At 61.9% G+C, this 22,833-nt stretch carries 24 protein-coding genes; 8 read left to right on the forward strand and 16 right to left on the reverse strand.

What is annotated here, in order from left to right:
* Positions 1 to 29: 29 nt before the first annotated feature.
* The 4 genes from mltG (at position 30) to ACE04I_RS14615 (ending at position 3,791) form a co-directional block, all read left to right on the forward strand.
* Positions 30 to 1,232, forward strand: coding sequence for an endolytic transglycosylase MltG (gene mltG, locus ACE04I_RS14600; protein WP_487207238.1), 1,203 nt, complete (start codon positions 30 to 32; stop codon positions 1,230 to 1,232).
* Between the two features lie 34 nt (positions 1,233 to 1,266).
* Positions 1,267 to 2,154 carry a YicC/YloC family endoribonuclease gene (locus ACE04I_RS14605; RefSeq protein WP_046792883.1) on the forward strand — a complete coding sequence of 296 codons (888 nt, stop codon included), beginning with the start codon at positions 1,267 to 1,269 and terminating at the stop codon, positions 2,152 to 2,154.
* A 3-nt stretch (positions 2,155 to 2,157) separates the two neighbouring features.
* Positions 2,158 to 2,838 carry a guanylate kinase gene (gene gmk / locus ACE04I_RS14610; protein WP_046792882.1) on the forward strand — a complete coding sequence of 227 codons (681 nt, stop codon included), beginning with the start codon at positions 2,158 to 2,160 and terminating at the stop codon, positions 2,836 to 2,838.
* Between the two features lie 110 nt (positions 2,839 to 2,948).
* Entirely contained in the window at positions 2,949 to 3,791 is an 843-nt protein-coding gene (locus tag ACE04I_RS14615; protein WP_046792881.1) for a DMT family transporter, read from the forward strand.
* A 22-nt stretch (positions 3,792 to 3,813) separates the two neighbouring features.
* Here ACE04I_RS14615 and ACE04I_RS14620 read toward each other — a convergent pair whose 3' ends face one another.
* The 7 genes from ACE04I_RS14620 to lptF form a co-directional block, all read right to left on the reverse strand.
* A complete protein-coding gene (locus tag ACE04I_RS14620) occupies positions 3,814 to 4,458 on the reverse strand; it encodes a methyltransferase family protein (RefSeq protein WP_046792880.1) in 645 nt (214 codons plus the stop codon).
* 51 nt (positions 4,459 to 4,509) lie between these two features.
* Complete coding sequence (rsmA, locus tag ACE04I_RS14625; RefSeq protein ID WP_046792879.1) at positions 4,510 to 5,343, reverse strand: 16S rRNA (adenine(1518)-N(6)/adenine(1519)-N(6))-dimethyltransferase RsmA; 834 nt, start codon at positions 5,341 to 5,343, stop codon at positions 4,510 to 4,512.
* The gene (gene pdxA, locus ACE04I_RS14630) at positions 5,343 to 6,359 is read right to left on the reverse strand and encodes a 4-hydroxythreonine-4-phosphate dehydrogenase PdxA (protein WP_487207239.1); all 1,017 of its coding nucleotides are present in this window, start codon (positions 6,357 to 6,359) and stop codon (positions 5,343 to 5,345) included. Before pdxA ends, rsmA begins: the two co-directional genes overlap by 1 nt.
* Positions 6,360 to 6,374: 15 nt before the next feature.
* Positions 6,375 to 7,316 carry a SurA N-terminal domain-containing protein gene (locus tag ACE04I_RS14635; protein WP_046792877.1) on the reverse strand — a complete coding sequence of 314 codons (942 nt, stop codon included), beginning with the start codon at positions 7,314 to 7,316 and terminating at the stop codon, positions 6,375 to 6,377.
* Between the two features lie 126 nt (positions 7,317 to 7,442).
* Positions 7,443 to 9,758, reverse strand: a complete 2,316-nt coding sequence (locus tag ACE04I_RS14640; RefSeq protein ID WP_046792876.1) for an LPS-assembly protein LptD — start codon at positions 9,756 to 9,758, stop codon at positions 7,443 to 7,445.
* Positions 9,758 to 10,852 carry an LPS export ABC transporter permease LptG gene (lptG, locus tag ACE04I_RS14645; protein WP_046792875.1) on the reverse strand — a complete coding sequence of 365 codons (1,095 nt, stop codon included), beginning with the start codon at positions 10,850 to 10,852 and terminating at the stop codon, positions 9,758 to 9,760. The genes ACE04I_RS14640 and lptG overlap by 1 nt, the downstream gene beginning before the upstream one ends.
* Positions 10,849 to 12,024, reverse strand: coding sequence for an LPS export ABC transporter permease LptF (lptF, locus tag ACE04I_RS14650; protein ID WP_046792874.1), 1,176 nt, complete (start codon positions 12,022 to 12,024; stop codon positions 10,849 to 10,851). Before lptF ends, lptG begins: the two co-directional genes overlap by 4 nt.
* A 227-nt stretch (positions 12,025 to 12,251) precedes the next feature.
* On the opposite strand from lptF, the gene ACE04I_RS14655 reads away from it, so the two are divergent.
* Positions 12,252 to 13,742 carry a leucyl aminopeptidase gene (locus tag ACE04I_RS14655; protein ID WP_487207240.1) on the forward strand — a complete coding sequence of 497 codons (1,491 nt, stop codon included), beginning with the start codon at positions 12,252 to 12,254 and terminating at the stop codon, positions 13,740 to 13,742.
* Positions 13,742 to 14,191 (forward strand): DNA polymerase III subunit chi, encoded by a 450-nt coding sequence (locus tag ACE04I_RS14660; RefSeq protein WP_046792872.1) that lies wholly within the window; start codon positions 13,742 to 13,744, stop codon positions 14,189 to 14,191. The genes ACE04I_RS14655 and ACE04I_RS14660 overlap by 1 nt, the downstream gene beginning before the upstream one ends.
* Positions 14,192 to 14,194: 3 nt before the next feature.
* Here the strand turns inward: ACE04I_RS14660 and ACE04I_RS14665 are convergent, their stop codons facing one another.
* From ACE04I_RS14665 to ACE04I_RS14695, 7 genes are all read right to left on the reverse strand, one after another.
* Entirely contained in the window at positions 14,195 to 14,587 is a 393-nt protein-coding gene (locus tag ACE04I_RS14665; RefSeq protein WP_046792871.1) for a type II toxin-antitoxin system VapC family toxin, read from the reverse strand.
* Complete coding sequence (locus tag ACE04I_RS14670) at positions 14,574 to 14,852, reverse strand: type II toxin-antitoxin system VapB family antitoxin (RefSeq protein ID WP_046792870.1); 279 nt, start codon at positions 14,850 to 14,852, stop codon at positions 14,574 to 14,576. Before ACE04I_RS14670 ends, ACE04I_RS14665 begins: the two co-directional genes overlap by 14 nt.
* 58 nt (positions 14,853 to 14,910) lie before the next feature.
* The gene (locus tag ACE04I_RS14675; protein WP_046792869.1) at positions 14,911 to 16,953 is read right to left on the reverse strand and encodes a prolyl oligopeptidase family serine peptidase; all 2,043 of its coding nucleotides are present in this window, start codon (positions 16,951 to 16,953) and stop codon (positions 14,911 to 14,913) included.
* Between the two features lie 213 nt (positions 16,954 to 17,166).
* Positions 17,167 to 19,050: an ABC-F family ATP-binding cassette domain-containing protein gene (locus ACE04I_RS14680; RefSeq protein WP_046792868.1), complete on the reverse strand. Its 1,884-nt coding sequence runs from the start codon at positions 19,048 to 19,050 to the stop codon at positions 17,167 to 17,169.
* Between the two features lie 52 nt (positions 19,051 to 19,102).
* Positions 19,103 to 19,612 (reverse strand): DinB family protein, encoded by a 510-nt coding sequence (locus ACE04I_RS14685; RefSeq protein WP_046792867.1) that lies wholly within the window; start codon positions 19,610 to 19,612, stop codon positions 19,103 to 19,105.
* 3 nt (positions 19,613 to 19,615) lie between these two features.
* The gene (locus ACE04I_RS14690) at positions 19,616 to 20,080 is read right to left on the reverse strand and encodes a DUF1801 domain-containing protein (protein ID WP_046792866.1); all 465 of its coding nucleotides are present in this window, start codon (positions 20,078 to 20,080) and stop codon (positions 19,616 to 19,618) included.
* 35 nt (positions 20,081 to 20,115) lie between these two features.
* A complete protein-coding gene (locus ACE04I_RS14695; RefSeq protein ID WP_046792865.1) occupies positions 20,116 to 20,553 on the reverse strand; it encodes a DUF1801 domain-containing protein in 438 nt (145 codons plus the stop codon).
* Positions 20,554 to 20,715: 162 nt separating this feature from the next.
* Here ACE04I_RS14695 and ACE04I_RS14700 point away from each other — a divergent pair, with 162 nt between their 5' ends.
* Both ACE04I_RS14700 and ndk read left to right on the forward strand, forming a co-directional pair.
* Positions 20,716 to 21,405, forward strand: coding sequence for a glutathione S-transferase family protein (locus ACE04I_RS14700; protein ID WP_046792864.1), 690 nt, complete (start codon positions 20,716 to 20,718; stop codon positions 21,403 to 21,405).
* 79 nt (positions 21,406 to 21,484) lie between these two features.
* Entirely contained in the window at positions 21,485 to 21,907 is a 423-nt protein-coding gene (gene ndk / locus ACE04I_RS14705; protein WP_137326603.1) for a nucleoside-diphosphate kinase, read from the forward strand.
* Between the two features lie 217 nt (positions 21,908 to 22,124).
* Here the strand turns inward: ndk and ACE04I_RS14710 are convergent, their stop codons facing one another.
* Positions 22,125 to 22,640 (reverse strand): hypothetical protein, encoded by a 516-nt coding sequence (locus tag ACE04I_RS14710; RefSeq protein WP_046792862.1) that lies wholly within the window; start codon positions 22,638 to 22,640, stop codon positions 22,125 to 22,127.
* Positions 22,637 to 22,833: CGNR zinc finger domain-containing protein (locus ACE04I_RS14715; RefSeq protein ID WP_487207241.1), on the reverse strand; the 197-nt coding region annotated here is incomplete at its 5' end. The genes ACE04I_RS14715 and ACE04I_RS14710, both read right to left, overlap by 4 nt.

Below are 22,833 nucleotides of genomic sequence, written 5' to 3' on the forward strand. Positions count from 1 at the left end.
TGCTGTTCCGATAATTGGTGGGGGTGCGGGTGAGCGACACGAACCAGATGAGCGAAGCGTCTTCCGGTGGCGACAGAGGCCCGATCATACCGAAATCGCCGAGCGAGGCGCTGAAGCCCGAGCGCGTGCCCGCGCCGCCGAAACGCTCGCGCAAGGCACGCAGCCAGTTCGTCATCTTCCTGAATTTCGTCATGACGATGGTGGTGCTGGTCTGTGTCGCCGCCGTCGCCGGATTCTATTATGTGATCTCGTCCTTCCAGGAGCCGGGTCCGCTTGAGGCGAACACGCATTTCACCGTTCGCTCCGGTGCCGGCCTCGCGGAGATCGCCAACAATCTCGAGCGCAACGGCGTCGTCTCCGATGCCCGCATCTTCCGCTATGTCTCGGCTACCTATCTCCGCGACCGACAGACGCTGAAGGCGGGCGAATACGAGGTCAAGGCCGGGGCCTCCATGAAGGACATCATGGAATTGCTGGAATCCGGCAAGTCCATTCTCTACTCCGTAGTGTTGCCGGAAGGCCTCACGGTGCGTCAGATGATGCTTCGCCTCAACGAGGATACGGTTCTGGAGGGTGATCTGCCGACAGAACTGCCGGACGAAGGCTTCCTGCGCCCCGATACTTACAAATTCTCGCGCGGAACCAAGCGGGCGGACATCATTCAGCAGATGCGTGTTTCCCAGCAGAAGCTGATCGATGAAATCTGGGAGCGCCGCGATCCGGATCTTCCGATCAAGACGAAGGAGGAGTTCGTAACGCTCGCTTCGATCGTCGAGAAGGAAACCGGTAAGGACGATGAGCGCGCTCGCGTCGCCTCAGTCTTCATCAATCGCCTTAAGAAGGGCATGCGCCTGCAATCCGACCCGACCATCGTCTACGGCATCTTCGGCGGCGACGGAAAGCCGTCGGACCGGCCGATCTACCGCTCGGACCTGCGTAAGGAAACGCCTTACAACACCTATCTCATCAAGGGGCTGCCGCCGACCGCCATCGCCAACCCCGGCCGCGCGGCCCTCGAGGCGGTCGCCAATCCCTGGAAGACCAATGACCTCTATTTCGTGGCTGACGGCACCGGCGGCCATGTCTTCGCCGCCACGCTCGACGAGCATAACGCCAATGTTCGGCGCTGGCGCCGGATCGAGGCGGAACGTGCCACGAGCCCGGCAGATACCGAGGTCGTGGATGGCCAGCCCGATGGCGCCGAGGCCGAGAAGCCGGCTGCCGGCAACTGACCACGGCGCTGCCGATTACTATCCGGAGACGTAGATGACATTGCAGTCCATGACGGGTTTCGCCCGCAGCGAGGGAACGAGCGGGCGCTATCGCCTCGCCTGGGAACTGCGCTCCGTGAACGGCAAGGGGTTGGACCTGCGCCTCCGCCTGCCGTCAGGCCTGGAGCGGCTGGAACCGGATATCCGCCGTCTGATTTCGGAGCGGTTTTCCCGCGGCAATGTTCAGGCCTCGCTGAACGTCGCGACGGCGGAGACCAGGGTGGAGGCCGTTCTCAACCGCGATGCCCTGGCCGCGGTGCTGGCCCTGCGCGAACAACTTGGCGAGCTGGTCGATCAATCGCCGTTGCGGCTCGATACCTTGCTCGCGATCAAGGGGCTCGTGGATATCCGCGAACCGGAAGATGACGAGGAAGCAGCAACCGCACGCGATGCCGCCATACTTACCTGTTTGGAGGAGGCGCTCGTATCGCTGCAGCAGATGCGCGAGCGGGAAGGGGCATCCCTTGCGGAAGTGCTGACCGGTCATATCTCCCGCATCGGTGAGCTTACGGCGGTGGTGGAGGCCGATCCCATGCGCTCGCCCGAGGAGATCGCCCGGCGTCTTTCGCTCCAGATGGCGGCGCTGCTTCAGGATTCGCCGACACTCGAGCGTGACCGGCTGCATGCCGAGGCCGCATTGCTCGCCACCAAGGCGGATGTGCGCGAGGAGATCGATCGTTTGAAGGCCCATGTCGCGGCCGCCGGAGAACTTCTGGAGAAGGGCGGGCCGATCGGCCGCCGTCTCGATTTCCTTGCACAGGAATTTAACCGGGAAACGAATACGATCTGTTCGAAGTCCAGTTCGGCTGCGGTGAGCGCCGCCGGCATAGAATTGAAAGTCGTCATCGACCAGTTCCGCGAACAGGTCCAGAATTTGGAGTGATATATGAGCCCGGCCCAATCGCCTCAGGGCAAGCCGTCCTCGCCCGTGAAGATTGCCCGGCGCGGGCTGATGCTGGTGCTTTCCTCGCCCTCCGGCGCGGGCAAGTCGACGATCGCGCGTACCCTGCTGGAGCGTGACAAGGACATCAGCCTTTCCGTCAGCGTGACCACCCGGCAGCGACGCATGAGCGAGATCGAAGGCACGCATTATCATTTCAAGTCGGTGAGCCAGTTCGATGCGCTCAGAGCCTCGGAGCAACTGCTCGAATGGGCGGAGGTGCACGGCAACTTCTACGGAACGCCCCGTGAGCCTGTGGAACAGGCCATGGCGGAAGGCCGGGACATGCTCTTCGACATCGATTGGCAGGGGGCCGAACAGCTCCAGGAGAAAATGAAGGCGGATGTCGTCTCGATCTTCGTGCTGCCGCCGACCATGACAGAGCTGCAATCCCGCCTGCATCGCCGCGCCGAGGATTCAGAGGAGGTCATCCGCACGCGACTTCTCAATTCCCGCGCGGAAATCGGGCACTGGCGCGACTACGATTACGTGATCGTCAATGATGATCTCAACTCGGCCTTCGATGCGGTCTATTCGATCCTCAAGGCCGAACGCATCCGGCGCGACCGCCGCCACGGCCTGTTCAACTTCATCGAAGGTTTGCTGACGGAAGAGCCGAATCTCTGATCCGCATCCGCCCGATCAGCGCATGGCGACGGGCGCTCGGCGCCGCGACATAAATCTTGAAGGAAGCATGCGTGGAAAATAGCCCGTCAACCTGGAAAGCGGCGGCATGGATGTGCGCGTCCATCGCGCTTCTGCTGCTCATGGCCGTCTCGGGGCGCGCCATAACGCGCGAGGTTGACGTCTTCCAGGTCATGGAAATGCGCTCCGTCATCGCCTTCTTCATGCTGCTGCCGCTCGTTTACCGCGAGGGCGGGTTCAGGGCGATGCGAACGGGCATTCTGCCGGCGCATATAGGCCGCAACGTCGCCCACTATGTCGGGCAGTTCGCCTGGTTGATGGGGTTGACGCTCATTCCCATGGCGCAGGTTATCGCGATCGAATTCACCGCGCCCATCTGGGCGGCGATCATGGCGGCCATGTTTCTCGGCGAGCGGCTGACATGGCGCAAGGGCGTTTCGATCTTTTTCGGCCTCGTCGGCGTCGTATTGATCGTTCGGCCGGGGGCTGCGCCCCTCAACCCCGGCCACCTCATCGTGCTCGGGGCCGCTTTCGTCTTCGCCATATCCTTCATCACCACGAAAGTCCTCACACGCTCCGACAGCGCGACCAAGATCATATTCTGGATGCTTATCATTCAGTCGGTCATCGGGCTTGTCCCGGCGCTGAAAGTGTGGGTCTGGCCGTCGGCGGCGATTTGGCCGTGGATATTCGTGATCGCGTTTTCGGGCACGTTTGCGCATTACTGCATGGCCAAGGCGCTATCGCATGCGGAAGCATCGGTGGTGATGCCGATGGATTATCTGCGCGTGCCGTTGTCGGCGCTGCTGGGCTATCTGCTCTATGCCGAGGCCATCGACAGCCTCACGGCGGTCGGCGCGGTGCTGATCCTCGCAGGCAATCTCTTCAACCTGCGCAGGCCGAATGCAAATCGAATCCAGGCCACGCCGACCTGATGATCTTAGCCGACGTCTGGCTTCAGGGTAGCTGTACGAGCGCGTGCAGCGCGCCGCTGCCGTGCAGGTATTCCACCAGTTCGATCAGCGGATAGAGCGCCAGAAACGGCAGGCAGTCGCGGAACGTCGTGACGAGAGCTTTCACCGAGAAGGTGACCTCATCCGAACTCGCATAGAGTACCCTGCGGGGAAAGATGAGAGGCGTCTGCCGCGCGTAATCCTCATAGGAATTGCCGAATTTTGCATGCAGGAAAGCCGCTTCGCGCCGGGCCGTGTAGCGGAAGACCAGCGAGGCGGTGAGCAGCAGGCCCAGGGTCGCAACCAGCGACCCGAAGATCAGGCCGATGCCGGCAAGACCGGTGATCGAAAAGAAGTAGAGCGGATTGCGCGTCATCGAATAGGGGCCGAGCGTCACCAGTTCGCTGTTCTTCTTCGAGCCGATATAGAGGATGCTCCACAGCCGGCCGAGCACGGCGGCGAGCACCAGGGCCAGACCGCAGGACTCGATGATCTCGTGCCAATAGCTGCCCTCCGGAATGCGTGGCTGGGTCAGCATGATGAGCGCTCCGAAGCCGATGGCGAGGAGCCAGAGCAGGAGGATGCGCTTCTTCTGATTGAAGGGCCGAGGAGCTGAAACGGGAGCTGACGTGGGAGCTGAAATGGACATGAAACGATCCGTGGACGCTGAGCAAGCGCTATGGATCATTCCGCATTGCGGCTAATTCGTGAGCAGGTTGGCGAGCCGCACGAATTCCTCGACCGATAGCGTCTCGGCCCGCCGCTGTGGATCGATATCCGCCCTCTTCAGCAGCGCCTCGCCGCCGACCGGTTTCAGGCTCTGGCGCAGCATCTTGCGGCGCTGCCCGAAGGCCGCATGTGTGACCCGCTCCAGCTTTGCGGCGTCGCAGGGCAGGGGCGTCGGCCGCGGCACGAGATGGACGACCGTCGACACCACCTTCGGCGGCGGCGTGAAGGCCTGCGGGGGAACGTCGAACACCATCCGCGCGTCGGTGCGCCAGCCAGCCAGCACGCCGAGGCGGCCGTAATGGTCGTCATCCTCGGATGCGACGATGCGCAGGCCGACCTCTTTCTGGAACATCAGCGTGAGGCTTTCCCAGAAGGGCGGCCAGTGGCCTGGAAGCAGCCAGTTGACCAGAAGCTGGGTGCCGACGTTATAGGGTAGGTTGGCGATGATCTTGACCGGTCCCTCCGGCGCAAGCGCCGCGAAGTCCGTCTTGAGCGCGTCGCCTTCGATCACCTCCAGCCTTCCCGGATAGTGGTCGGCGATCTCGGCGAGCGCGGGAAGGCAGCGGCTGTCCCGCTCGATTGCGATCACCTTCTTCGCACCGAGCGACAGGATGGCGCGTGTAAGCCCGCCCGGTCCGGGGCCGACCTCGAAGACGGTGACGCCTTCCAGGGGACCGGCGCTGCGGGCGATCTTCTGGGTGAGGTTGAGGTCCAGGAGAAAGTTTTGGCCGAGCGCCTTGCGGGCGTCGAGCCCATGACGCTGAATCACGTCGCGCAGCGGCGGCAGTCCGTCCAGCGTCGCCATCACGCGGGTGCTTTCGAAGCCAGCGCGCCGGCGAGCCTGATCGCCTCGACCAGGCTCGTTTCGCGGGCAATGCCCTGGCCAGCTATGCCGAAGGCGGTTCCATGATCAGGGGAGGTGCGGATGAAGGGCAAGCCGAGCGTCACGTTGACGGACGTGTCGAAGCCGAGCGCCTTGGCCGGGATCAGCGCCTGATCGTGATACATGCAGATCGCCACGTCGTAGCGCGCGCGGGCCTCGTCATGGAACATCGTATCGGCCGGAAGTGGACCGAAGGCGTCGATGCCCTCTGCGCGCAGTTTTGAAATCGCCGGATGAATGATCTCCCGGTCCTCGCGGCCGAGCGCTCCGTCTTCCCCCGCATGGGGGTTGAGGCCGGCGACCGCAAGGCGCGGCTGATCCAGGCCGAAACGGCTCTGGAGATCGCGATGGGTGATCCGGCAGGTCTCAAGGATAAGGTCTTCCGTCAGGGCGCGCGGCACGTCCTTCAGGGGGATGTGGATCGTCACGGGAATGGCGCGCAGCTTCGGTCCGGCCAGCATCATGACCGGCCGCACCTTGTTGCCCGTCGCGCGTTCGGCGAGATCTGCCAGGAATTCGGTATGCCCAGGAAAGCCGAAGCCGGCCTGATAGAGGACGGACTTGGCGATCGGATTGGTTACCGTGCCTCCCACCTTGCCTTCGATGCTGAGGGCGACGGCGGTTTCGATCGCGCTGATCGTGCCCTTGGCGGTCGCGACATGCGGCTCGCCCGGCGTCACGTCCGCACCGGCGGAAATGGGAAGCACCGGAAGCGCATCGGAGAAAGCGGAAAGGGCCGATTGCGGATCGGCCTCGCGGATGGGGGTGTCTAGCCCGAGCAGTTTGGCGCGGGCGGCAAGCACGGCCGGATCGCCGATATAGAGGAAGGGCGGCAGACCGCTACGTTTCCTCGATGCCCAGGCTGCGAGCGTGATGTCGGGGCCGATGCCGGCGGGATCGCCCTGGGTCAGCGCAAGCGGACGATCTGTGGATGGCATGTCGGTCCCGAATGGTCAGCGGATATCGATCTGCGCCTTGCTGCGCAGGTCGTCGAGATACTTCTTCTCGTTGGCGTTGCCTTCACCGCGTTCCTGCTTGCCGATATCCTCGGCGCGGAAGACCATTTCGGCGGCAAGGTCGTCGGAGACCTGGCGCTGGTTGCAGATGGCAAGGAACTCGACGCCACGCTCGGTGATGCGAGTGCCGGTCGTGTTGCCCGATGCCTTTTCGATCAGCGGCTTCCAGTCTTCCGGAAGCTCCGGCGCCATCACCCGGCCGAGATTGCGGACCGACACGTCACGCATGGTGGCGGCGAACTGCTTGGACTGCTCGCAGCCCGGGAATTTCGAGCGCGACGCTTCGGCTTCCGCCTTGCGCTTGTTGATGATGGCGTTCCGCTTGGATTCCGGCACGACAAAGATGATCTGCTGCAGGAAGTATTCCGTCGTCACCGGCTTCTGCTTGTTTTCCATCATCCGCGTGACGAGTTCCTGCGAAGACATGCGGCCGCGGCTGCCGCCGTAGCGGGCGTTCACGAGGCGCGGCCAGCTCATCTGCACGGCGATATAGGCCTTGAAGTGATCGGCGCCGACACCGGCCTGCCCGAGAACCTGGGTGAGCTGCTGCGGTGTCATCTTGTTGCTGGCGCCAAAGCGGGCGAAGGCCTTCTCGACGTCTTCGGTGCTGACCGACATCCTGACGCGTGCAATCTCCTGCCGCTTCAAGGTCTCCTCGATGAGCTGCTCGCGAGCCGTCTTGGTATCGGCCTTTTGGCGCTGCAGGCGCAGGAAGGCGGCGCGCTTGGCGACGTCGCTGCTGGTGATCGGCGTCTTGTTGACGACGGCGACGATCTCGCTTGCCGCCTGGGCCGAAGAGGAGACCGGCTCGATTGCCACCGAAGCGGCAAGTATCGCCAGTGCGAAGGCCAATTTGCGCGTCGCGGTCATTGCAAACATGATACAGTTCCCTTTTCCCGCCCCGATCTGCCTTTACCCGGACAGGGCTCGAAACCTCTTACTATTCTTGGTCCGCTTGCACAATTCTTGCGGCGAAACAATGACGGGACGCCAGCCCCGCGACCATTAGTTGAGGTCGCTGGAGCCGATATTGACATCCCCGAGCGTGCGGAAGCTCAGGCGGGCGCTGATCGACCAGTCGTTGGCCTGGGTGCTGGCCGGCTTGTCTTCATAGGCGATCGAGAAGATCGTGCACTCGTCGAGATAGCTGAAGCCGATACCGCGACGCACCACCTTCTCTTCCACCAGATCCCAGGTAGCCGCGCCCATCACCGACCAGTTCTCGTTGATCCGGAAGGAGGTCCTGGATCTCAGGAGTTCGGTGTCTTCGGCCGAGCCGTATTCGGGCTGCGCGTCGATCTGGGTGTAGATCAGCTCCCCGCTGAAGCGCGGCGTCGAGTAGGAGACCGAGGTGTCGGCGCGCTCCAGGTCGAAATTCTGCCGGTCGAAGCGGCCGCTTGCGGAGATCGTGAAGCCTTGCGGCAGATCGATCGCGGCATAGGCCACGTAATCCGAGCTGTCCGACTCGAGGCCCGAATTCGCGCCGGCATTGACAAGGTCGTCCGTCGCGAAGGAATTCTGGCCGGCAAGATGGAAGCTCTGGCCGACGATGCTGCGAAGGCCGACGCCGTTGTCGAACGAACCATTGTAGCGCAGACCCACATTGGCGCGCGTGCCGCCTTCGATCCGGTCGAAGCCCGAGAACTTGTCGCGGTCGAAAAGGTTGGTCGCATCGAACACGAAGCTCTGGGCGTCCTCATTCGGCAGGCCGCCGGCGAGCGGCTCGTCGGGACGCACGAAGACCTGGGCGATCGGCTCGATGACATGGCTGCTGCCTTCGGCGGTCAGCAGCACGGGGTAACGTGCTTCCAGACCCGCGGTCACCATGTAGCGGCTGGATGCGCCGTCTTCGAGATCGCCGGCATAAGAGCTGCCGAGATAGCTTGCCGAGGATGACGTGCTGCGTGCCAGGTCGCCGCGTGCGGCGAGCAGGGGGGTAAGAAGCAGGCCCTGCGGCGTGGTGAAGGTGCGTTTCCATTCCGCTTCCGCCGTCAGGCGCGTATAGCTGCCTTCCAGCCCGCGGAAGCGATCGGACAGACCCTCGCTGTAGAAGTCATCCTCGCGCCGGGAGAGATTGGTGAAGTTCGTGGTGAACGAGAGTTCTCCGCCGGCCACCGGTTCCGGAGCGATATAGTGGTAATCGAGCGATGGGTAGACGATCGCCTGCTGTCTTTCGAGGCGCTCGTCATCAGCAGCGTCCTGCACGTCGAAATAATAGCCGCGCAGGTCGAAGTAGTTCCGTTCGCCAAGCCCTGTCAGGTAAATCTCGTTCCTGAAGGTGCTGTCGTCATAGCCCTGCAGGTCGTAGGTCCGCGAGAAGTTGTTGTCGTTCTGGATCATCACGTTCCAGCCGAAGGTCCAGCGCGGGTTGATCTGGAAATGCGCCTTGGATGCAGCCATCAGCCGCGTATCGGCGTTGGCATCGGCGGTTCCGGCGTTGAATGCACCGGGATCACGCTGGTTGATGCCCGCGAAACGGAAGGTGTGCTCGCCGGTTTCGAAGCGGTTGCGGACCTCGCCTTCCATCAGCAGCCCTTGCCCGGTGTAGAACGTGGGGCTGATGGTGGCGTCCATGTGCGGAGAAAACACATGGTAATAGGGCACGGTCAGGCCGAAGCCCAGATTGTCGCCCATGCTCATGCGCGGGAATAGAAAGCCGGACTTCCGCTCGACCGTGTGGTCGGGAACCTCGATAAAGGGCAGGTAGCCGATCGGCATCCCGAACAGCTCGAACTGTGCTTTTTCGAGCCGTACGGTATGGGTCTGGCCGTTCTGCACGACGCGCTGCGCCTTCACCTGCCATAGCGGAGCCTTGCCCGGCTTCTGCGCGCAGGGGAGGCAGGCGGTATAGACGCCGTTGTTCAGCACCATGAGATCGCCCTCCAGGCGCTCGGCGCTTTCGGCGATAAGCCGTGTATTATCGGTGGTTTCCACGCGCAATGCGTTCAGGAAGCCTTGGCCGAAGTCGTCCGTGACATCCAACTCGTCGGCATAGATGCGATTCCCGTCGGGCGCGACGAGTTCGATATTGCCGCGAGCCATGACACGGCCCGTCTGCTGATTGTATTCCACCTGCTGGGCGACCATCCGATAGCCGCCGTAATGGATCTGCACGCCGCCCGCTGCGGTTACGCGCTGGGCGTCCTGATTGTAGACGAGTTCGTTCGCCCGCAGCAGCAGCTTGGCATCGCTGGAAACCTGAGGTGCCAGCGCCTGTTCCTGAGCTTCGACGGTTGTCGTGAGGGTGAACGCGAACGCAGCCACGCCTGTGAGCAGCGCAGCGGTAAGCCGTCTGATATTCCCGCGGTCGCTTACCGCCACTAGCCATCCTCCTGATGAAGCAGAATCGTAGCTCCCAGCGCTGTCGCGACGATGACTGGAATCCAGACCGCCACGAAAGGAGGAATTGCCCCGCTGCTTCCGAATGCTCTTACGAGCACGGTTACGACATAAAGCACGAAGCCGGAAAGGATTCCACCCAGAATCACTGAGCGCGATTGGGCGAACCGGCTGAATTTTAACGATACTGTGGCCGCGATGAAAGTCATGGCCACGAGCAGAAGCGGCATAGAAAGCAGAGAATGGAACTGCGTCTCTAGCGGCTTGGTTGAAATGCCGAAGGAGCGGCCGGCCTCGATTTTTCGCGAAAGATCAAAAAATGCAACGGCTTCGGGACGCGAGAGGGTTTCCTGCAGGAACTCCTGTTTCAAGTTGGTGCGGACCTGTGCGCTCTCGCGACGTGTCGGGATTTCGCCCGGCCTGTTTTCCAGCACGTCGTTAAGCTGCCAGTAACCATTTTCCAACTTTGCGGATCTGGCGTCCTGCCGCAGGGTCACGCGGCCGTCCCTGTCGAACTGGAAGAGGACGACGTCGATGAGCTCGGTCCCGTTGCCGAGATAGCTCTTCGCGCCGATGATCGTGTCCTGGTCCCCGTCGATCTGGCGAATCCACGGAAGGAAGTTCGATGTGCGCGATTTTCCTCCGCTTTCCCGCCAATTGGCTTCCAGCGACAGCGATTCGCGCTCGCCCCAGGCCGATAGAGGGCTGAGGACGAATATAGAGAACAGGCCGATCAGGAAGGCGCCGGCCACAAAGGGCGTGATGAACTGCCAGACGGATATTCCGGCGGCGCGCGTGACGACGAGTTCGTAGCGCCGGTTGAGCGCGATCAGAACCGTCATGCCGATGAACAGAGTGAGCGTCGGGATCGTCTGCTGGAGAATCAGCGGCAGCCGCATGGCTGTCAGGCCGAGCGCGCCGGGAACGGTATAGCCCGGAAGGCTTCCCATGCGCCTGCTGGTCTCGCTGAAATCCGCGAGGAAGATGATGGCCGCCACCCCAAGGAAGAACCAGATTGCGGTGATGATGTAACGGCGGAAGAAATAGCGGCCGAGCGTGTTGAACGGAAAGGTCATGCCGCCCCTCCGCTTGCCGGACCGGAAGATTCGAAGCGGCTCTGCGCCTTGCGGATCAGATTGTTCACCACGCGTGAAACCGGCTTCGGCAGCATGATCCGGCGATGGGTCGCCAGAAGATAGGTAAAGCCAAGCCCGCTCACGATCGGAATGACATACATCAGCGGAATGTAGATTTCATCCTGGCGCACGGCGTTCTTCGCGGAGAAGCCGATCCAGCGAAGTGCGAAGGCCAGGATGAGGGCGGTCACCATCGGATGAAGCCGTCGCTCTCTGTGGGAACGGGAATCGCCTGCCACCGCCAATGCGATCAGCGCGAAGACGAAGGGGAAGGTCCACTCCGTCAGGCGGGCATGCAGTTCCGAGCGGTAATTGCCGGGCGATCTCTGGACGTTGGGATCCGACTGGTCCGGGTTCCAGAGGAAGGCGAGCGAGCGGTCTCCGGCATTGAACGTCATCTCGCCGCTCGACTGCGACATGGCCGACAGATCGAATGCGTAGGAGGCGAACTTGATGATGGAGACGCGGCCGTCGGGCGTCTTGCGGTGCACCTCTCCGTCGCGCATCGTCAGCGACGCACCGCCTTCATCGATCAGGCCCTCACGCGCATAATAGATGAGGTCGAAGTTCGGGTCGCGGTAATCGACGACGAAAAGCCCCTTCAGGACCCGACCGGAATGACGTTCCGATATCTCGACATAAAGGCCGTCCTCGATGCTGCGGAAGGTCTTTTCCTCGATGACGGAGGAGAAAAGGTCGGCATAGGCGGCCGCCACCATCTGGCGAGCGGCGACCCGGGAGGGCGGCTCCACGAAATTGGCGACCAGGAAGGAGAAGATGCTCAGCACGAAGGCGAGCACAAGGACCGGGCGATAGATGATGCCGCGCGAGGCGCCTGCCGCATCGATGACCGGCAGCTCCGAATCATTGTTCATCGCCGTGAGCGTCTGGGTGATGCCGATCACCAGCGCAAACGGCAGCACGACGGGAATGATCGTCGGCAGAATGAAGGTGGCGAGTTTTATGAACGAACCGATGGACTGACCGGTATCGGTCACCAGGTTGATACGCCCGAGCACCTGGATCGTCCAAATGATGGTGAGCACCGGAAGCAGCGCTACCAGGAACATCTGGAAGATTCGACGCAATATGTAGAGTTCGAGCAGCTTCATTACGGCCAAAGTGACATCGTCCAATCTGCCCGTAGCGGCAGGTCGCGCTTATCTAAGCGATAAGCTGCGGGTTGGCGACACTCCCCACCTCACAAAATTGTTTTTGGAATTCTTTTTTGCATGTCTGTGTCATTTCCCAGCGATGGGCAAGGATGCGTCAGCGCTTGCCTTCCGGCCGGAAACCGCCATGATCGCAAGTTCCATCTTGCAAGTCCTCCTGGAGACGCATGCCTGTGAAATACGACATATCCTTCGCGAATTCGGCCCGTATCGATGCCGGCCTTGCCATCCTGCTCAAGTTTTCCGGCCAGAATCCAGCCGCCGGAGCCGCGGAAGCCGACCCCGCCGGCGTGATCGCGAAAGCCGCCGAGATCGCGAAATTCTCGTCCAAGGCGATGACCACGCTCGATATCCTCACGCCGCAGGGGTCGCCCGCCGACAGGATCGTGGTGATCGGGCTCGGCAAGGCGGAATCACTGACCGAGCATGATTGGCTGAGGGCGGGCGGCACGGCCGCCGCTGCGATCAGATCGGTATCGAAGGTAACGGTCTTTCTGGATGCGCCGGGAACCGATGTCGGGGGTGAGCAGGCTGCGAATTTCGCGCTCGGGATACTGCTTCGGAGCTATAGCTTCGATCGCTACAAGACCAAAAAGGGTGATGATGGGGAGAAGGACCCGAAATCGGTCAAGGTCACGATCGTCACCGCCAGCCATGCCGCCGCGAAAAAGGCGTTTGCGGCTGCCGATGCCGTTGCCGGCGGGGTGGTGCTTGCGCGCGACCTCGTGAACCTTCCGCCGAATGCGCTCGGTCCCGTCGAATTCGCCGATAAGGCGAAGGATCTGGAAAAGCTCGGTGTCGAGGTGGAGATCCTCACCGAGAAGGAAATGAAAAAGCTCGGCATGGGCGCGCTGCTCGGCGTGGCTCAGGGTTCGGCCCGCCCGCCGAGGCTCGCCGTCATGCAATGGAAGGGCGGCAAGGAGAAGGACGCGCCGATCGCCTTTATAGGAAAGGGCGTGGTCTTCGATACGGGCGGCATCTCCATCAAGCCGGCCGCCAGCATGGAAGAGATGAAGGGCGATATGGGCGGTGCCGCCGCCGTGATCGGCCTCATTCACACGCTCGCCGCCCGCAAGGCGAAGGTCAATGCCGTCGGCATTCTCGGTCTGGTGGAAAACATGCCGGACGGCAATGCGCAGCGTCCCGGCGATATCGTCACCTCCATGTCTGGGCAGACGATCGAGATCATCAACACCGATGCGGAAGGGCGGCTCGTCCTTGCCGATGCGCTCTGGTACTGCAACACCCGTTTCAAGCCCCGCATCATGATCGACCTGGCGACCCTGACCGGCGCCATCATGGTGGCGCTCGGCAATCTGCATGCCGGCCTTTTCTCCAATAATGACGAGCTGGCTGGCTGGCTGGCCGCGGCAGGCGAGGCGAGCGGAGAGCGTCTGTGGCGCATGCCGCTCGGCAAGGATTACGACAAGCTCATCGATTCGAAATTCGCCGATATGAAGAATACCGGCGGACGCAACGGCGGCTCGATCACCGCCGCGCAGTTCCTCAAGCGCTTCGTCGGCGAGACGCCCTGGGCGCATCTCGATATCGCCGGCACCGCGATGAACTCTCCGGCGAGCGAGATCAACCAATCCTGGGCTTCCGGATTCGGCGTGCGCCTGCTGGACGAACTCGTGCGCGCGAACTACGAGAACTGATGACCGATGTCCTTTTCTACCACCTGACGGAATCGAAACTGGAAGACGCGCTGCCGGCGCTGCTCGAGAAAAGTGTCGAGCGGGGCTGGCGCGTCGTCGTCCAGACGAATGAACCGGCCAGGCGGGATTTCCTCGATGCCCATCTTTGGACCTATCGGGAAGACAGTTTCCTGCCGCATGGTTCCGATGCCGGGGTGATGGCCGAAGCCCAGCCTGTGCTTCTGACCGCCGGCTCGGACAACCCCAATGATGCCAAGGTTCGCTTTCTCGTTGACGGCGCGGAGCCGCCGCCGGTCTCGGATTATGAGCGCATCGTTTTCATGTTCGACGGATACGATCCCCTGCAGCTCGAAAATGCCCGCGCCCAATGGAAGAGGCTGAAAGGCGAGGGGCATGCGCTCACCTATTGGCAGCAATCGGAAGACGGGCGCTGGGTGAAGAAGGCCTGACTTCTACGCCAGGTCCGTTCGGGCAAAATCCTCGCCGACATAGAGTATTCCAGTGCCGGCTGCCTTTGCGCCGGCGTAGCTGAAGCAATCGCCGAAATTCAGCTTGGCCGGATGCCGGCCTTTGCCGTAGCGGTCAAAGGCGTCGAGGGCTGCGACTGCAGTCGAGCGGCTTGCCGGCATGATTTCAACGCCGAGTTCGTCAAGGAACTCCAGCACGAAATCCCTGATGGTAGCGACGTCTTTTCCGGTTTCTCGGGTTAGTACGACGACCGTCTCGTAGATTACCGTCGGTCCTGTGCAGAAAGCTGTAGATGCCGTCCCAAGACGATCGAGCACTTCCTGCCGTCGGGGAGCGAAAGACAATATTTCGACGAGAGCCGAACTATCGATGAACATCGTCATCGCCCCACATCTTGTCCAGGAACGCCTTCTGGTCGAAATGTTCTAGGGACTCGTAGGGCGGCATGTTGTACTTGTCCCGCAATCTCTCGAGGCGTTCTTTCAGCGAGAATTTTTTCTCGTTGATCGCTGCCTCGGAAGGCGCTTCCACCACCTTCTCCAGGGCCTGTCTTATGGCATCCGTCTTGGTCGGCGCGTTGAGGATCTTGCGCGCCTGTTCGGCAAGCTGATTGACGCGTTCATCGCGGACATAAAGGGGCATGGCGCACCTCGTGAATATACATTTGAAGATAGTGTATATTCACGAGTGCAACAAGACGTCAGCCGGCCATGATCGTCCGGCGCAGGAAGCTGGCGCCCATGGCCCATCGCTCCGCCATTTCGGTCGTATCGCCGGCGCCGCCATGGCCGCCGGAGCCGTATTCACGGAAGAACGGTTGATGACCCGCATCGATCAGCCGCTTGGCGAAGCGGCGGGCATGCGAGGGATGCACGCGGTCGTCATTGGTCGAGCTTTCGATATAGACAGGCGGATAGGTGACCTCGCTTGCCGGCTTTACCTGATGAAGCGGCGAATAGGTGAGCATGTAGTCGAGCTCGTCGGCCACTTCGGGATTGCCATACTCGTCCATCCACGCCTTGCCGGCGGGGAAGACGTGGAAGCGTGACATGTCGATCACCGGCACGCCGGTCCATACCGCGCCGAAATCCTTCGGGTAGCGCGTCAGCATCACCGAGGTGAGCAGGCCGCCATTGCTGCCGCCGTTGCAGGCGATGCGGGATGGCTTGGTATAGCCACGTTCGACGAGATCGCGGGCAACCGCGACGAAATCCTCGAATGCCTTGTGGCGGCCCTTGCCCTTGGCGGTCTTGTGCCAGTCGGGACCAAGCTCGCCGCCGCCGCGGATATAGGCCTGCACGAAGGCGCCGCCTTGCCCGAGCCATAGGCCATATGCACCGGAATAGACGGGTGACAATGGTACCGCGAAGCCGCCATAGCCGTACATCAGCACCGGCAGCTCGCCCTTGGTCCAGCTTTTCGGGAAAACGATGTGATAGGGCACTCTTGTGCCGTCTTCCGAGACCGCTTCGAGAAGCTCGGACCGCATGCCTTCAGCATCGAAATAGGCAGGCGACGAGCCGGTCGGAACGAGTTCGGGCCGGGCGTCGTGGTCGGTCAGGTCGAGGCGATAGGCGGTGGAGGGGAGAAGGAAGCCCTGGCCGACGACGGTCAGGATCTCCTCGCCGAGCGTCAGGTCCGCATCGAGCAGGCGGAAGCTCACGGTTTGCAGTCCGACCGGCAGCGGCAGCTCTTCCGGCGCCGCATCCGGTTTCGTCAGGTCGAGAAGGAAGAGTTTCGGAACCATGCGGTCGCTGACGACGAACACGGCCCAGGTCTTGAGCAGGGAAAATTGCGAGACCGATTGGCCGTCCTTCGGCGTGAAGAGCACGCGTGCCTTGCCGAGCGGTTCGGAGCCGAAAGGCGTGAAATCCTGCAGGATCAGGCTGCCGATCGGATAGCGCTCGTCGGTCTTCGCCCGCCAGAGCACATGCGTGTGGTTGAGGTCGGTATCCGCCTCGGTCGGCAGGTCGAGGCGGTGGATATTGCCGCCGGCATCCCTCACATGGAGGCTGGTCTTGCCGATCTCGTGGCCGACCGTGAAGACCTCGATCTTGCGTTCGTCCGGCTTGCCGCCCCAGAACAGCGGGTCGATGATGCCGGCCTCGCCATAGACGTCGTCCTTGCCGGCTTCGAACAGGATCGGCGCATCCTGTGGCTTGACGCCGCGCTTGAGGGCGCGGCCGACGCGCGGCCAGCCGGAACGGGTTGCGGAAAATTCGTCTACCGAGCCGAAATAGGCGATTTCATCGGGACCGATCCAGGCGGCATGCGCCCGGGCGGGCGGCGTGTCGAAGCCGCCGTCGACGATCGTCTTCGTTTCCGTATCGAATTCCACGAGCCGCAACTGGTCGGAGCCACCCTCCGAGAGGATGAGCAGCACGCGCGTCGGCTCATAGGGGGAGGTGATCGCGCCGGAATAGATCCAGCGCTTGCCTTCCTGTTTGCAGAAGTCGTCGACATCGAAGACGGTTTCCCAAGGAGCTTCCGGGCGCGGCTCCTGATCGGCCGGCAGGCGGCGCCAGATGCCGAGCGGGTTGTTCTTCGAGCGATGGAAATCGAACAGCCACCGGCCGCGCCGCGTCGGCACGATCAGGCGGTCCTCGCGCTCGATCATCGCCTTCAAGGCATCGCGATCCTTCTCGAATTCCGGCGTCCTGAACCGGCGGTCGGAATGTTCGTTGCGCTCGGCAACGAAGGCGATCGTCTTCGGGTCGTCGTCGGTTTCGAGGAAAAGATCCATGGGCCGAGCCTCCTTTTGCGGGAAGCCCTTACCTATGCACGAGAGAATGAACTGACAACTGGCTTTGAGTGCAAATGCTCTCGCCGTCCTGCCCATCCTCGGGTTTAACCCGAGGATGTCCCGAACATCTGCAACCGCAGCGGCCTTGTCCGAATGGTCAGATCCTCGGCACGAGGCCGAGGATGACGATGGTGAGCACTGAAGCGAAATCGCTCACCCCGCCATCGCCTCTTCGTACTCCGCGGAAAGCGTCAGCCATTCCTCTTCAGCGGCGGAGAGCTTTGCCGCCGCTTCGCCGCGTTCCTTGGCCTTCGCCGCAGCCTTCGCGGGCGCCTTCTCGTAAAGCGCGGGGTCGGCAAGCTCCTTGTCGAGCGCTTGAATCTGCTTCTCAAGCTTTGCCGTCAGGGACTCGATTTCGTTGATTTTTTTCTTCAGCGGCGCGAGCGAGGCCCGCCGCTCCGCATTCGCCTTGCGCTGGTCGGATTTGGAGGAGGCGTCTTCGGTCAGCTCAGGTTTTTCTTCTTTTTTTTTACCCGAGGCGACGACGAGGTTGCGATACTCCTCCAGATCGCCCTCGAAATTCGAAACCGTGCCGTTGTTGACCAGCCAGAGGCGATCGACCGTCGCCTCGATGAGATGGCGGTCATGCGAAATGAGGATGACGGCGCCATCATAGTCGTTGAGCGCTTCGATGAGCGCCCGGCGGCTGTCGATATCCAGATGGTTGGTCGGCTCGTCGAGAATGAGGAGGTTCGGTGCGTGGAATGCGGCAAGCCCCATCAGCAGGCGGGCTTTCTCGCCACCGGAGAGATCCTTGGCGGCCGTCGACATCTTTTCCGTCGCAAGTCCCATCTGCGCCACGCGGGCGCGGACCTTGGCCTCGGGTGCGGCCGGCATCAGGCGGCGCACATGCTCGACCGGCGAATCGTTGGGAACGAGATCGTCGAGTTGGTGCTGGGCGAAAAATCCGATCTTCAGGCTCGGTGCGAGTTTGATATCGCCGCCGTCGGGCGAAAGCCGGCCGGAGATGAATTTCGCGAAGGTCGATTTGCCGTTGCCGTTGGAGCCGAGCAGCGCGATGCGGTCGTCATTGTCGATACGAAGGCTGATGTTCTTGAGGATCGGCTTGCCGGGTTCGTACCCGACGGCGCCGCCCTGAATCGCCACGATCGGAGATGCGGGCTGCTTTTCCGGTTCCGGGAAGGTGATCGGCTGCACATGATTTTCGATCACCGCGGCGACCGTGCCCATGCGTTCGAGCGCCTTGACGCGGCTCTGCGCCTGGCGCGCCTTGGAAGCCTTCGCCTTGAAGCGGTCGATGAAGCTCTGCAGATGTTTTCGCGCGGCTTCGTTCTTCGCCTTGGCCTTCGTCTGCAACTCGTCGGCCTCTGCCTTCTGCCGTTCGAACTGGTCGTAGCCGCCGCGATAGAAGGTGAGCTTCTTCTGATCGAGATGGACGATCGAGTTGACGGCATTGTTCAGGAGATCGCGGTCATGGCTGATGATGATGACCGTATGCGGATAGCGCCGCACATAGTCTTCCAGCCAGAGCGTGCCTTCGAGGTCGAGATAGTTCGTCGGCTCGTCGAGCAGCAGGAGATCCGGCTCGGCGAAGAGCACCGATGCCAGCGCGACGCGCATGCGCCAGCCGCCGGAAAACGACGAGGCCGGGCGCTGTTGGGCTTCCTGGTCGAAGCCGAGGCCGGCGAGGATGCTTGCGGCCCGCGCCTCTGCCGAATGTGCGTCGATGTCCACCAGGCGCATCTGGATTTCCGCAATCCGGTGCGGATCGGTCGCGGTTTCGGATTCGGCAAGAAGGGCGGCGCGTTCCTTGTCGGCTGAAAGCACGATCTCGATCAGCGACTCTTCCGTGCCCGGCGCCTCCTGCGCCACCTGGCCGATGCGCGCGTTCTTCGGAATGGAAACCGAACCTGTTTCCGCGCCGAGGTCGCCGGTAATGATCTTGAAGAGCGTGGATTTGCCTGCGCCGTTGCGCCCCACGAGCCCGGCCTTCGTGCCCGCCGGAAGCGTCACGCTGGCATTGTCGAGGAGAAGGCGCCCGGCGATGCGGGCCGAAAGGTCGGTGATGGTAATCATGGCGGGCGTTTTGGCGGAAGTTTACCGACAAGGCAAGATGGGCGTTCGGCCTTTACATCCAGCGCTTTCCCTCTCCACGCAGGAAATAGACGAGGTCGAGCACCAGCGACGGCCGGCCGAGCGCGGTCAGGATCATGTGCACCTGCCCGCGGTGGTGGGTCTGATGGTTGAAGACATGGGAAAGCACGGGTCCGAGCGGCTGGGTGAACGGCGCCGGATTGGTGAGCGACGTATAGGAGAAGGGTCCGGCGAGCTTCTCGTCCGTCAGGCTGTCTATAAAGGCGATCATCCGCTCGTCCTCGGCGACGCGCGCCGTGCGAAGCTCGGAAAAATCCTCGAAGAGGATGGTATCCAGCGCCGTGGGGGCCGGGCCTTCGCCGGTCATCCGCCGGAGCCAGATGCGATCGGCCACCAGCAGATGATTGAGGGTGCGACACGCCGAACCGAAGAAGGCGCCCTTGTTTGCCCGGTATTCCTCCTCCGTCAGGCCTGCGCAGGCCTCATAGACGCTGCGGTTGGCCCAGCGGTTATAGTCGGCGAGCATCTGGAAATGGCGGTGCATTCCTTAGATGTCCTTCGGTCTTTTCTGAGAGCGGGCGGGGCGAGCAGCCCGCTTTTCCATGTTCAGCGCCACGGCGGTGCGAACGAGCGCCTTGAAGGCTTCTTCGTCAATCCCGTCATCCTCGTGGAAATCGATGGCGCGCCGGGTGCCGCCATCGAGGCTGGAGTTGAAGAGGCCGGAAGGGTCTTCCAGCGAAGCGCCCTGGGCGAAGGTCAGCTTCACCTTGTCCTTGTAGGTCTCGCCGGTGCAGATGATCCCGTCATGCTCCCATACGGGAACTCCGAGCATGTTCGACGGCTTCCTCCATTTCACCTCCTCGACCACGCCCGGATCGGCCTGCTTGATGAGCTTTCGGAGCCGCGCAAGCATCTCGCCGCGCCAGTCGCCCATGTCCCGAATTCTCGCATCGATCAGGTCGGAAGGGGAGACTGCTGTTTCCTCCCCGGCGGCGCTCTTGCTCGTCGTCATGGTTATGACACCTCCTCGGTCATGGGTGGGGACGCTCACATTTTCTCGCCCGGCAATTGACTGGCCTGCTTCACCCAGTCGGCGAACTGGTCTTCGTCGAACTTGCCCTCATAGATGTCGAGATAGCGCACGTCCGGATATTTGGATGTACCGGCCGGGGTGGGGTTCAGCGACGCGCCGCGGAAAAAGGTCACCTTCACGTATTTGGTGAAGCAATGAAGACTGAGGAACCAGAGATCGTCCTCCATGCCATAGAAGGGCGAGTTCCATTTGACCGCCTTGCGCGCACCGGGAACGGTGCGCACGATGATCTCGTCGATCCGGCGTCCGAGATCGCTTTTCCAGCCCGGCATGGCCGCGATATAGGCCTGAATCGGTTCGTCGCCATACCCTTTGGGAATCTGGGGGTTGCCGCCTGAAAGAAGGACCGGCTTCTCGGTCTTCGCCGACTTCGCGGATGTTCTCTCGGCCATCGTTCCTCACTCCCTTCCATATGGTTTGCGGGTCAAGATAGCTGATATCATGGTGCGGACTCAATCAGGCCGGGGAGGAATGCCATTCATGAAATTTCCTGATTGGATTTCCGTCTTTGTTTGTTTTCAATATCTCCCGATGATTTCGAAAGGAGCCCGCCCATGACCCGTGTCCTTTATACCCTTTGCGGCCGGGACGAGAGCCGTCCCTTCTCGCCTCATTGCTGGAAGGTGGTGCTGGCGCTGGCGCACAAAGGCTTGGAGTTCATCGAAAAACCGACGCCCTTCACCGAGATCCCCAAGCTCGAGGACGGCTTCTCGAAAACGGTGCCGATCCTCAGGGACGGCAATCTCCTGATCCGCGACAGTTTCGATATCGCGCTTTATCTGGAAGACACCTATCCCGACCGTCCGACGCTGTTCGGCGGCGAGGGCGGCAAGGCGCTGTCCCGCTTCGTGGAGCGCTTTTCCCAGACCATCATCCATCCGGCCATCGTCAATATCGCCGTTGCGGACATCCACGACATGCTGAACGATGACGACCGCACCTATTTCCGCAAGACCCGCGAGGCGGCGCTCGGGCGGACGCTGGAAGAGATCAGGGCGGAGCGGGAGGCGAGCATTGCGGCTTTCGCTCCGAAGCTGGACCCGGTGCGGCAAACCTTGAGATACCAAAACTTCCTCGGCGGGGAAGGCCCGCTCTTTGCCGATTACATTCTCTTCGGTGCGCTGCAGTGGATGCGCATCACCACCGGCGGAGAAATTCTTGCCGAAAGCGATCCTGTCGGCCAGTGGTTCGAGCGCTGCCTCGACCTCTACGAAGGTATGGGACGCCGTGTGACGGCTGCGTGAAATTGCCGAAACCCCCTTGTTTCCAGTGAAAGGGGCGGGTAAACACCGCCCACTTTCTCTGGAAAACAAGGATTGACCCATGGCGATTGAACGCACGTTTTCGATGATCAAGCCGGATGCCACCAAGCGCAACCTGACCGGCGCCATCACCAAGGTATTCGAGGACAACGGCCTGCGGGTCATCGCCTCCAAGCGCGTCTGGATGAGCAAGCGCGAAGCCGAAGGCTTCTACGCCGTTCACAAGGATCGTCCCTTCTTCGGCGAGCTCGTCGAAGGCATGACCTCCGGCCCGACCATCGTTCAGGTCCTGGAAGGCGAAAACGCCATCCTCAAGAACCGCGAGATCATGGGCGCCACCAACCCGGCCCAGGCCGCCGAAGGCACCATCCGCAAGACCTTCGCCCTTTCGATCGGCGAAAACTCGGTTCACGGCTCGGATGCCCCGGAAACCGCTGCCCAGGAAATCAAGTACTGGTTCTCCGACACCGAAATCGTCGGCTGATTTCACCCTCCCTTTGAGGGGGAGGGTCGAACCGCAGGTTCGGGGTGGGGTGACGTTATGTCGAACATCCCGCTGCGTTGACTGAATTTCCGAAAGGGAATGCTAATGCAAAGAAAGCCGGGCGAAAGCCCGGCTTTTGTTGGAAAACAGCCCGCCGCCTACATCCACACCTTGAAACAGATCACCCCACCCCGGCACGATGTGCCGACCCTCCCCCTCAAGGGGAGGGTGGAGCCGCGCAATCCCCGCCCGGCGCATAATCGGCGCTACCGTCTGCCTTGAAGACCTCCGGGTTCGGCGTATAGAGCGGCCCGACGACGAGCGGTTTTGCGGGCAATACGCTCTGGTCCACATCCGAGGTCACGCTGGTCTCGATCGTCTGGATTGTCTGTTCGTCCGGCCCAAGCAGCCTGATCGTCACCCTGTAGGGACGGTCCTTCTTCACGCATTGCAGGTTCGGGCTGGTCAGCACGATCTTGTTCATGGCGGGGAAGAATTTTTCCCGCGCGACAAGCGGATCGCCGCCCATCGGATTTTCGAATTGCGCTTCCGCATGACCGCCTTCGGGCAGGGGAGCCGTGGTTCTCAGCGTAATCAGATAGGTCGCGGTTGCGACGCGATAGTTGAAGACGAATATCCGGCCGGAAAGTTCGGCCAGTTTCTCGTCGGCCTCGCGCTGGCAGGAGACGAGTGCGATCATCGCGAAACCGAGCACAAGAAGCCGTCCCATCATGGTTCGGCCTCCTTCTTCCGTCGATGGTAGTGGCGGCTCGCCTTGGCGCGATTGCCGCAGACCGCCATGTCGCACCAGGCGCGGCTGCGGTTGCGGCTCCGGTCGATGAACAGCCATCCGCAGTTGCCGCAGATCTTCAGGCGTTCGATTTCGCCGTCCGCGAGAAGCCGAAGCGCGGAACGGGCCGTGGGGG

Source organism: Rhizobium moroccans, assembly GCF_057559155.1.

Bases quoted from the DNA above. Each gene is read 5' to 3' on its own strand.
- ndk (WP_137326603.1), top strand. From the start codon at position 21,485: ATGGCGATTGAACGCACGTTTTCGATGATCAAGCCGGATGCCACCAAG.
- ACE04I_RS14685 (WP_046792867.1), bottom strand. From the start codon at position 19,612: ATGCACCGCCATTTCCAGATGCTCGCCGACTATAACCGCTGGGCCAAC.
- gmk (WP_046792882.1), top strand. From the start codon at position 2,158: ATGAGCCCGGCCCAATCGCCTCAGGGCAAGCCGTCCTCGCCCGTGAAG.
- ACE04I_RS14680 (WP_046792868.1), bottom strand. From the start codon at position 19,050: ATGATTACCATCACCGACCTTTCGGCCCGCATCGCCGGGCGCCTTCTC.
- ACE04I_RS14615 (WP_046792881.1), top strand. From the start codon at position 2,949: ATGTGCGCGTCCATCGCGCTTCTGCTGCTCATGGCCGTCTCGGGGCGC.
- lptF (WP_046792874.1), bottom strand. From the start codon at position 12,024: ATGAAGCTGCTCGAACTCTACATATTGCGTCGAATCTTCCAGATGTTC.
- ACE04I_RS14635 (WP_046792877.1), bottom strand. From the start codon at position 7,316: ATGTTTGCAATGACCGCGACGCGCAAATTGGCCTTCGCACTGGCGATA.
- ACE04I_RS14710 (WP_046792862.1), bottom strand. From the start codon at position 22,640: ATGATGGGACGGCTTCTTGTGCTCGGTTTCGCGATGATCGCACTCGTC.
- ACE04I_RS14605 (WP_046792883.1), top strand. From the start codon at position 1,267: ATGACATTGCAGTCCATGACGGGTTTCGCCCGCAGCGAGGGAACGAGC.
- ACE04I_RS14695 (WP_046792865.1), bottom strand. From the start codon at position 20,553: ATGGCCGAGAGAACATCCGCGAAGTCGGCGAAGACCGAGAAGCCGGTC.
- ACE04I_RS14675 (WP_046792869.1), bottom strand. From the start codon at position 16,953: ATGGATCTTTTCCTCGAAACCGACGACGACCCGAAGACGATCGCCTTC.
- ACE04I_RS14670 (WP_046792870.1), bottom strand. From the start codon at position 14,852: ATGCCCCTTTATGTCCGCGATGAACGCGTCAATCAGCTTGCCGAACAG.
- ACE04I_RS14655 (WP_487207240.1), top strand. From the start codon at position 12,252: ATGCCTGTGAAATACGACATATCCTTCGCGAATTCGGCCCGTATCGAT.
- pdxA (WP_487207239.1), bottom strand. From the start codon at position 6,359: ATGCCATCCACAGATCGTCCGCTTGCGCTGACCCAGGGCGATCCCGCC.
- lptG (WP_046792875.1), bottom strand. From the start codon at position 10,852: ATGACCTTTCCGTTCAACACGCTCGGCCGCTATTTCTTCCGCCGTTAC.
- ACE04I_RS14660 (WP_046792872.1), top strand. From the start codon at position 13,742: ATGACCGATGTCCTTTTCTACCACCTGACGGAATCGAAACTGGAAGAC.
- ACE04I_RS14690 (WP_046792866.1), bottom strand. From the start codon at position 20,080: ATGACGACGAGCAAGAGCGCCGCCGGGGAGGAAACAGCAGTCTCCCCT.
- rsmA (WP_046792879.1), bottom strand. From the start codon at position 5,343: ATGGCGACGCTGGACGGACTGCCGCCGCTGCGCGACGTGATTCAGCGT.
- ACE04I_RS14700 (WP_046792864.1), top strand. From the start codon at position 20,716: ATGACCCGTGTCCTTTATACCCTTTGCGGCCGGGACGAGAGCCGTCCC.
- ACE04I_RS14665 (WP_046792871.1), bottom strand. From the start codon at position 14,587: ATGTTCATCGATAGTTCGGCTCTCGTCGAAATATTGTCTTTCGCTCCC.
- ACE04I_RS14620 (WP_046792880.1), bottom strand. From the start codon at position 4,458: ATGTCCATTTCAGCTCCCACGTCAGCTCCCGTTTCAGCTCCTCGGCCC.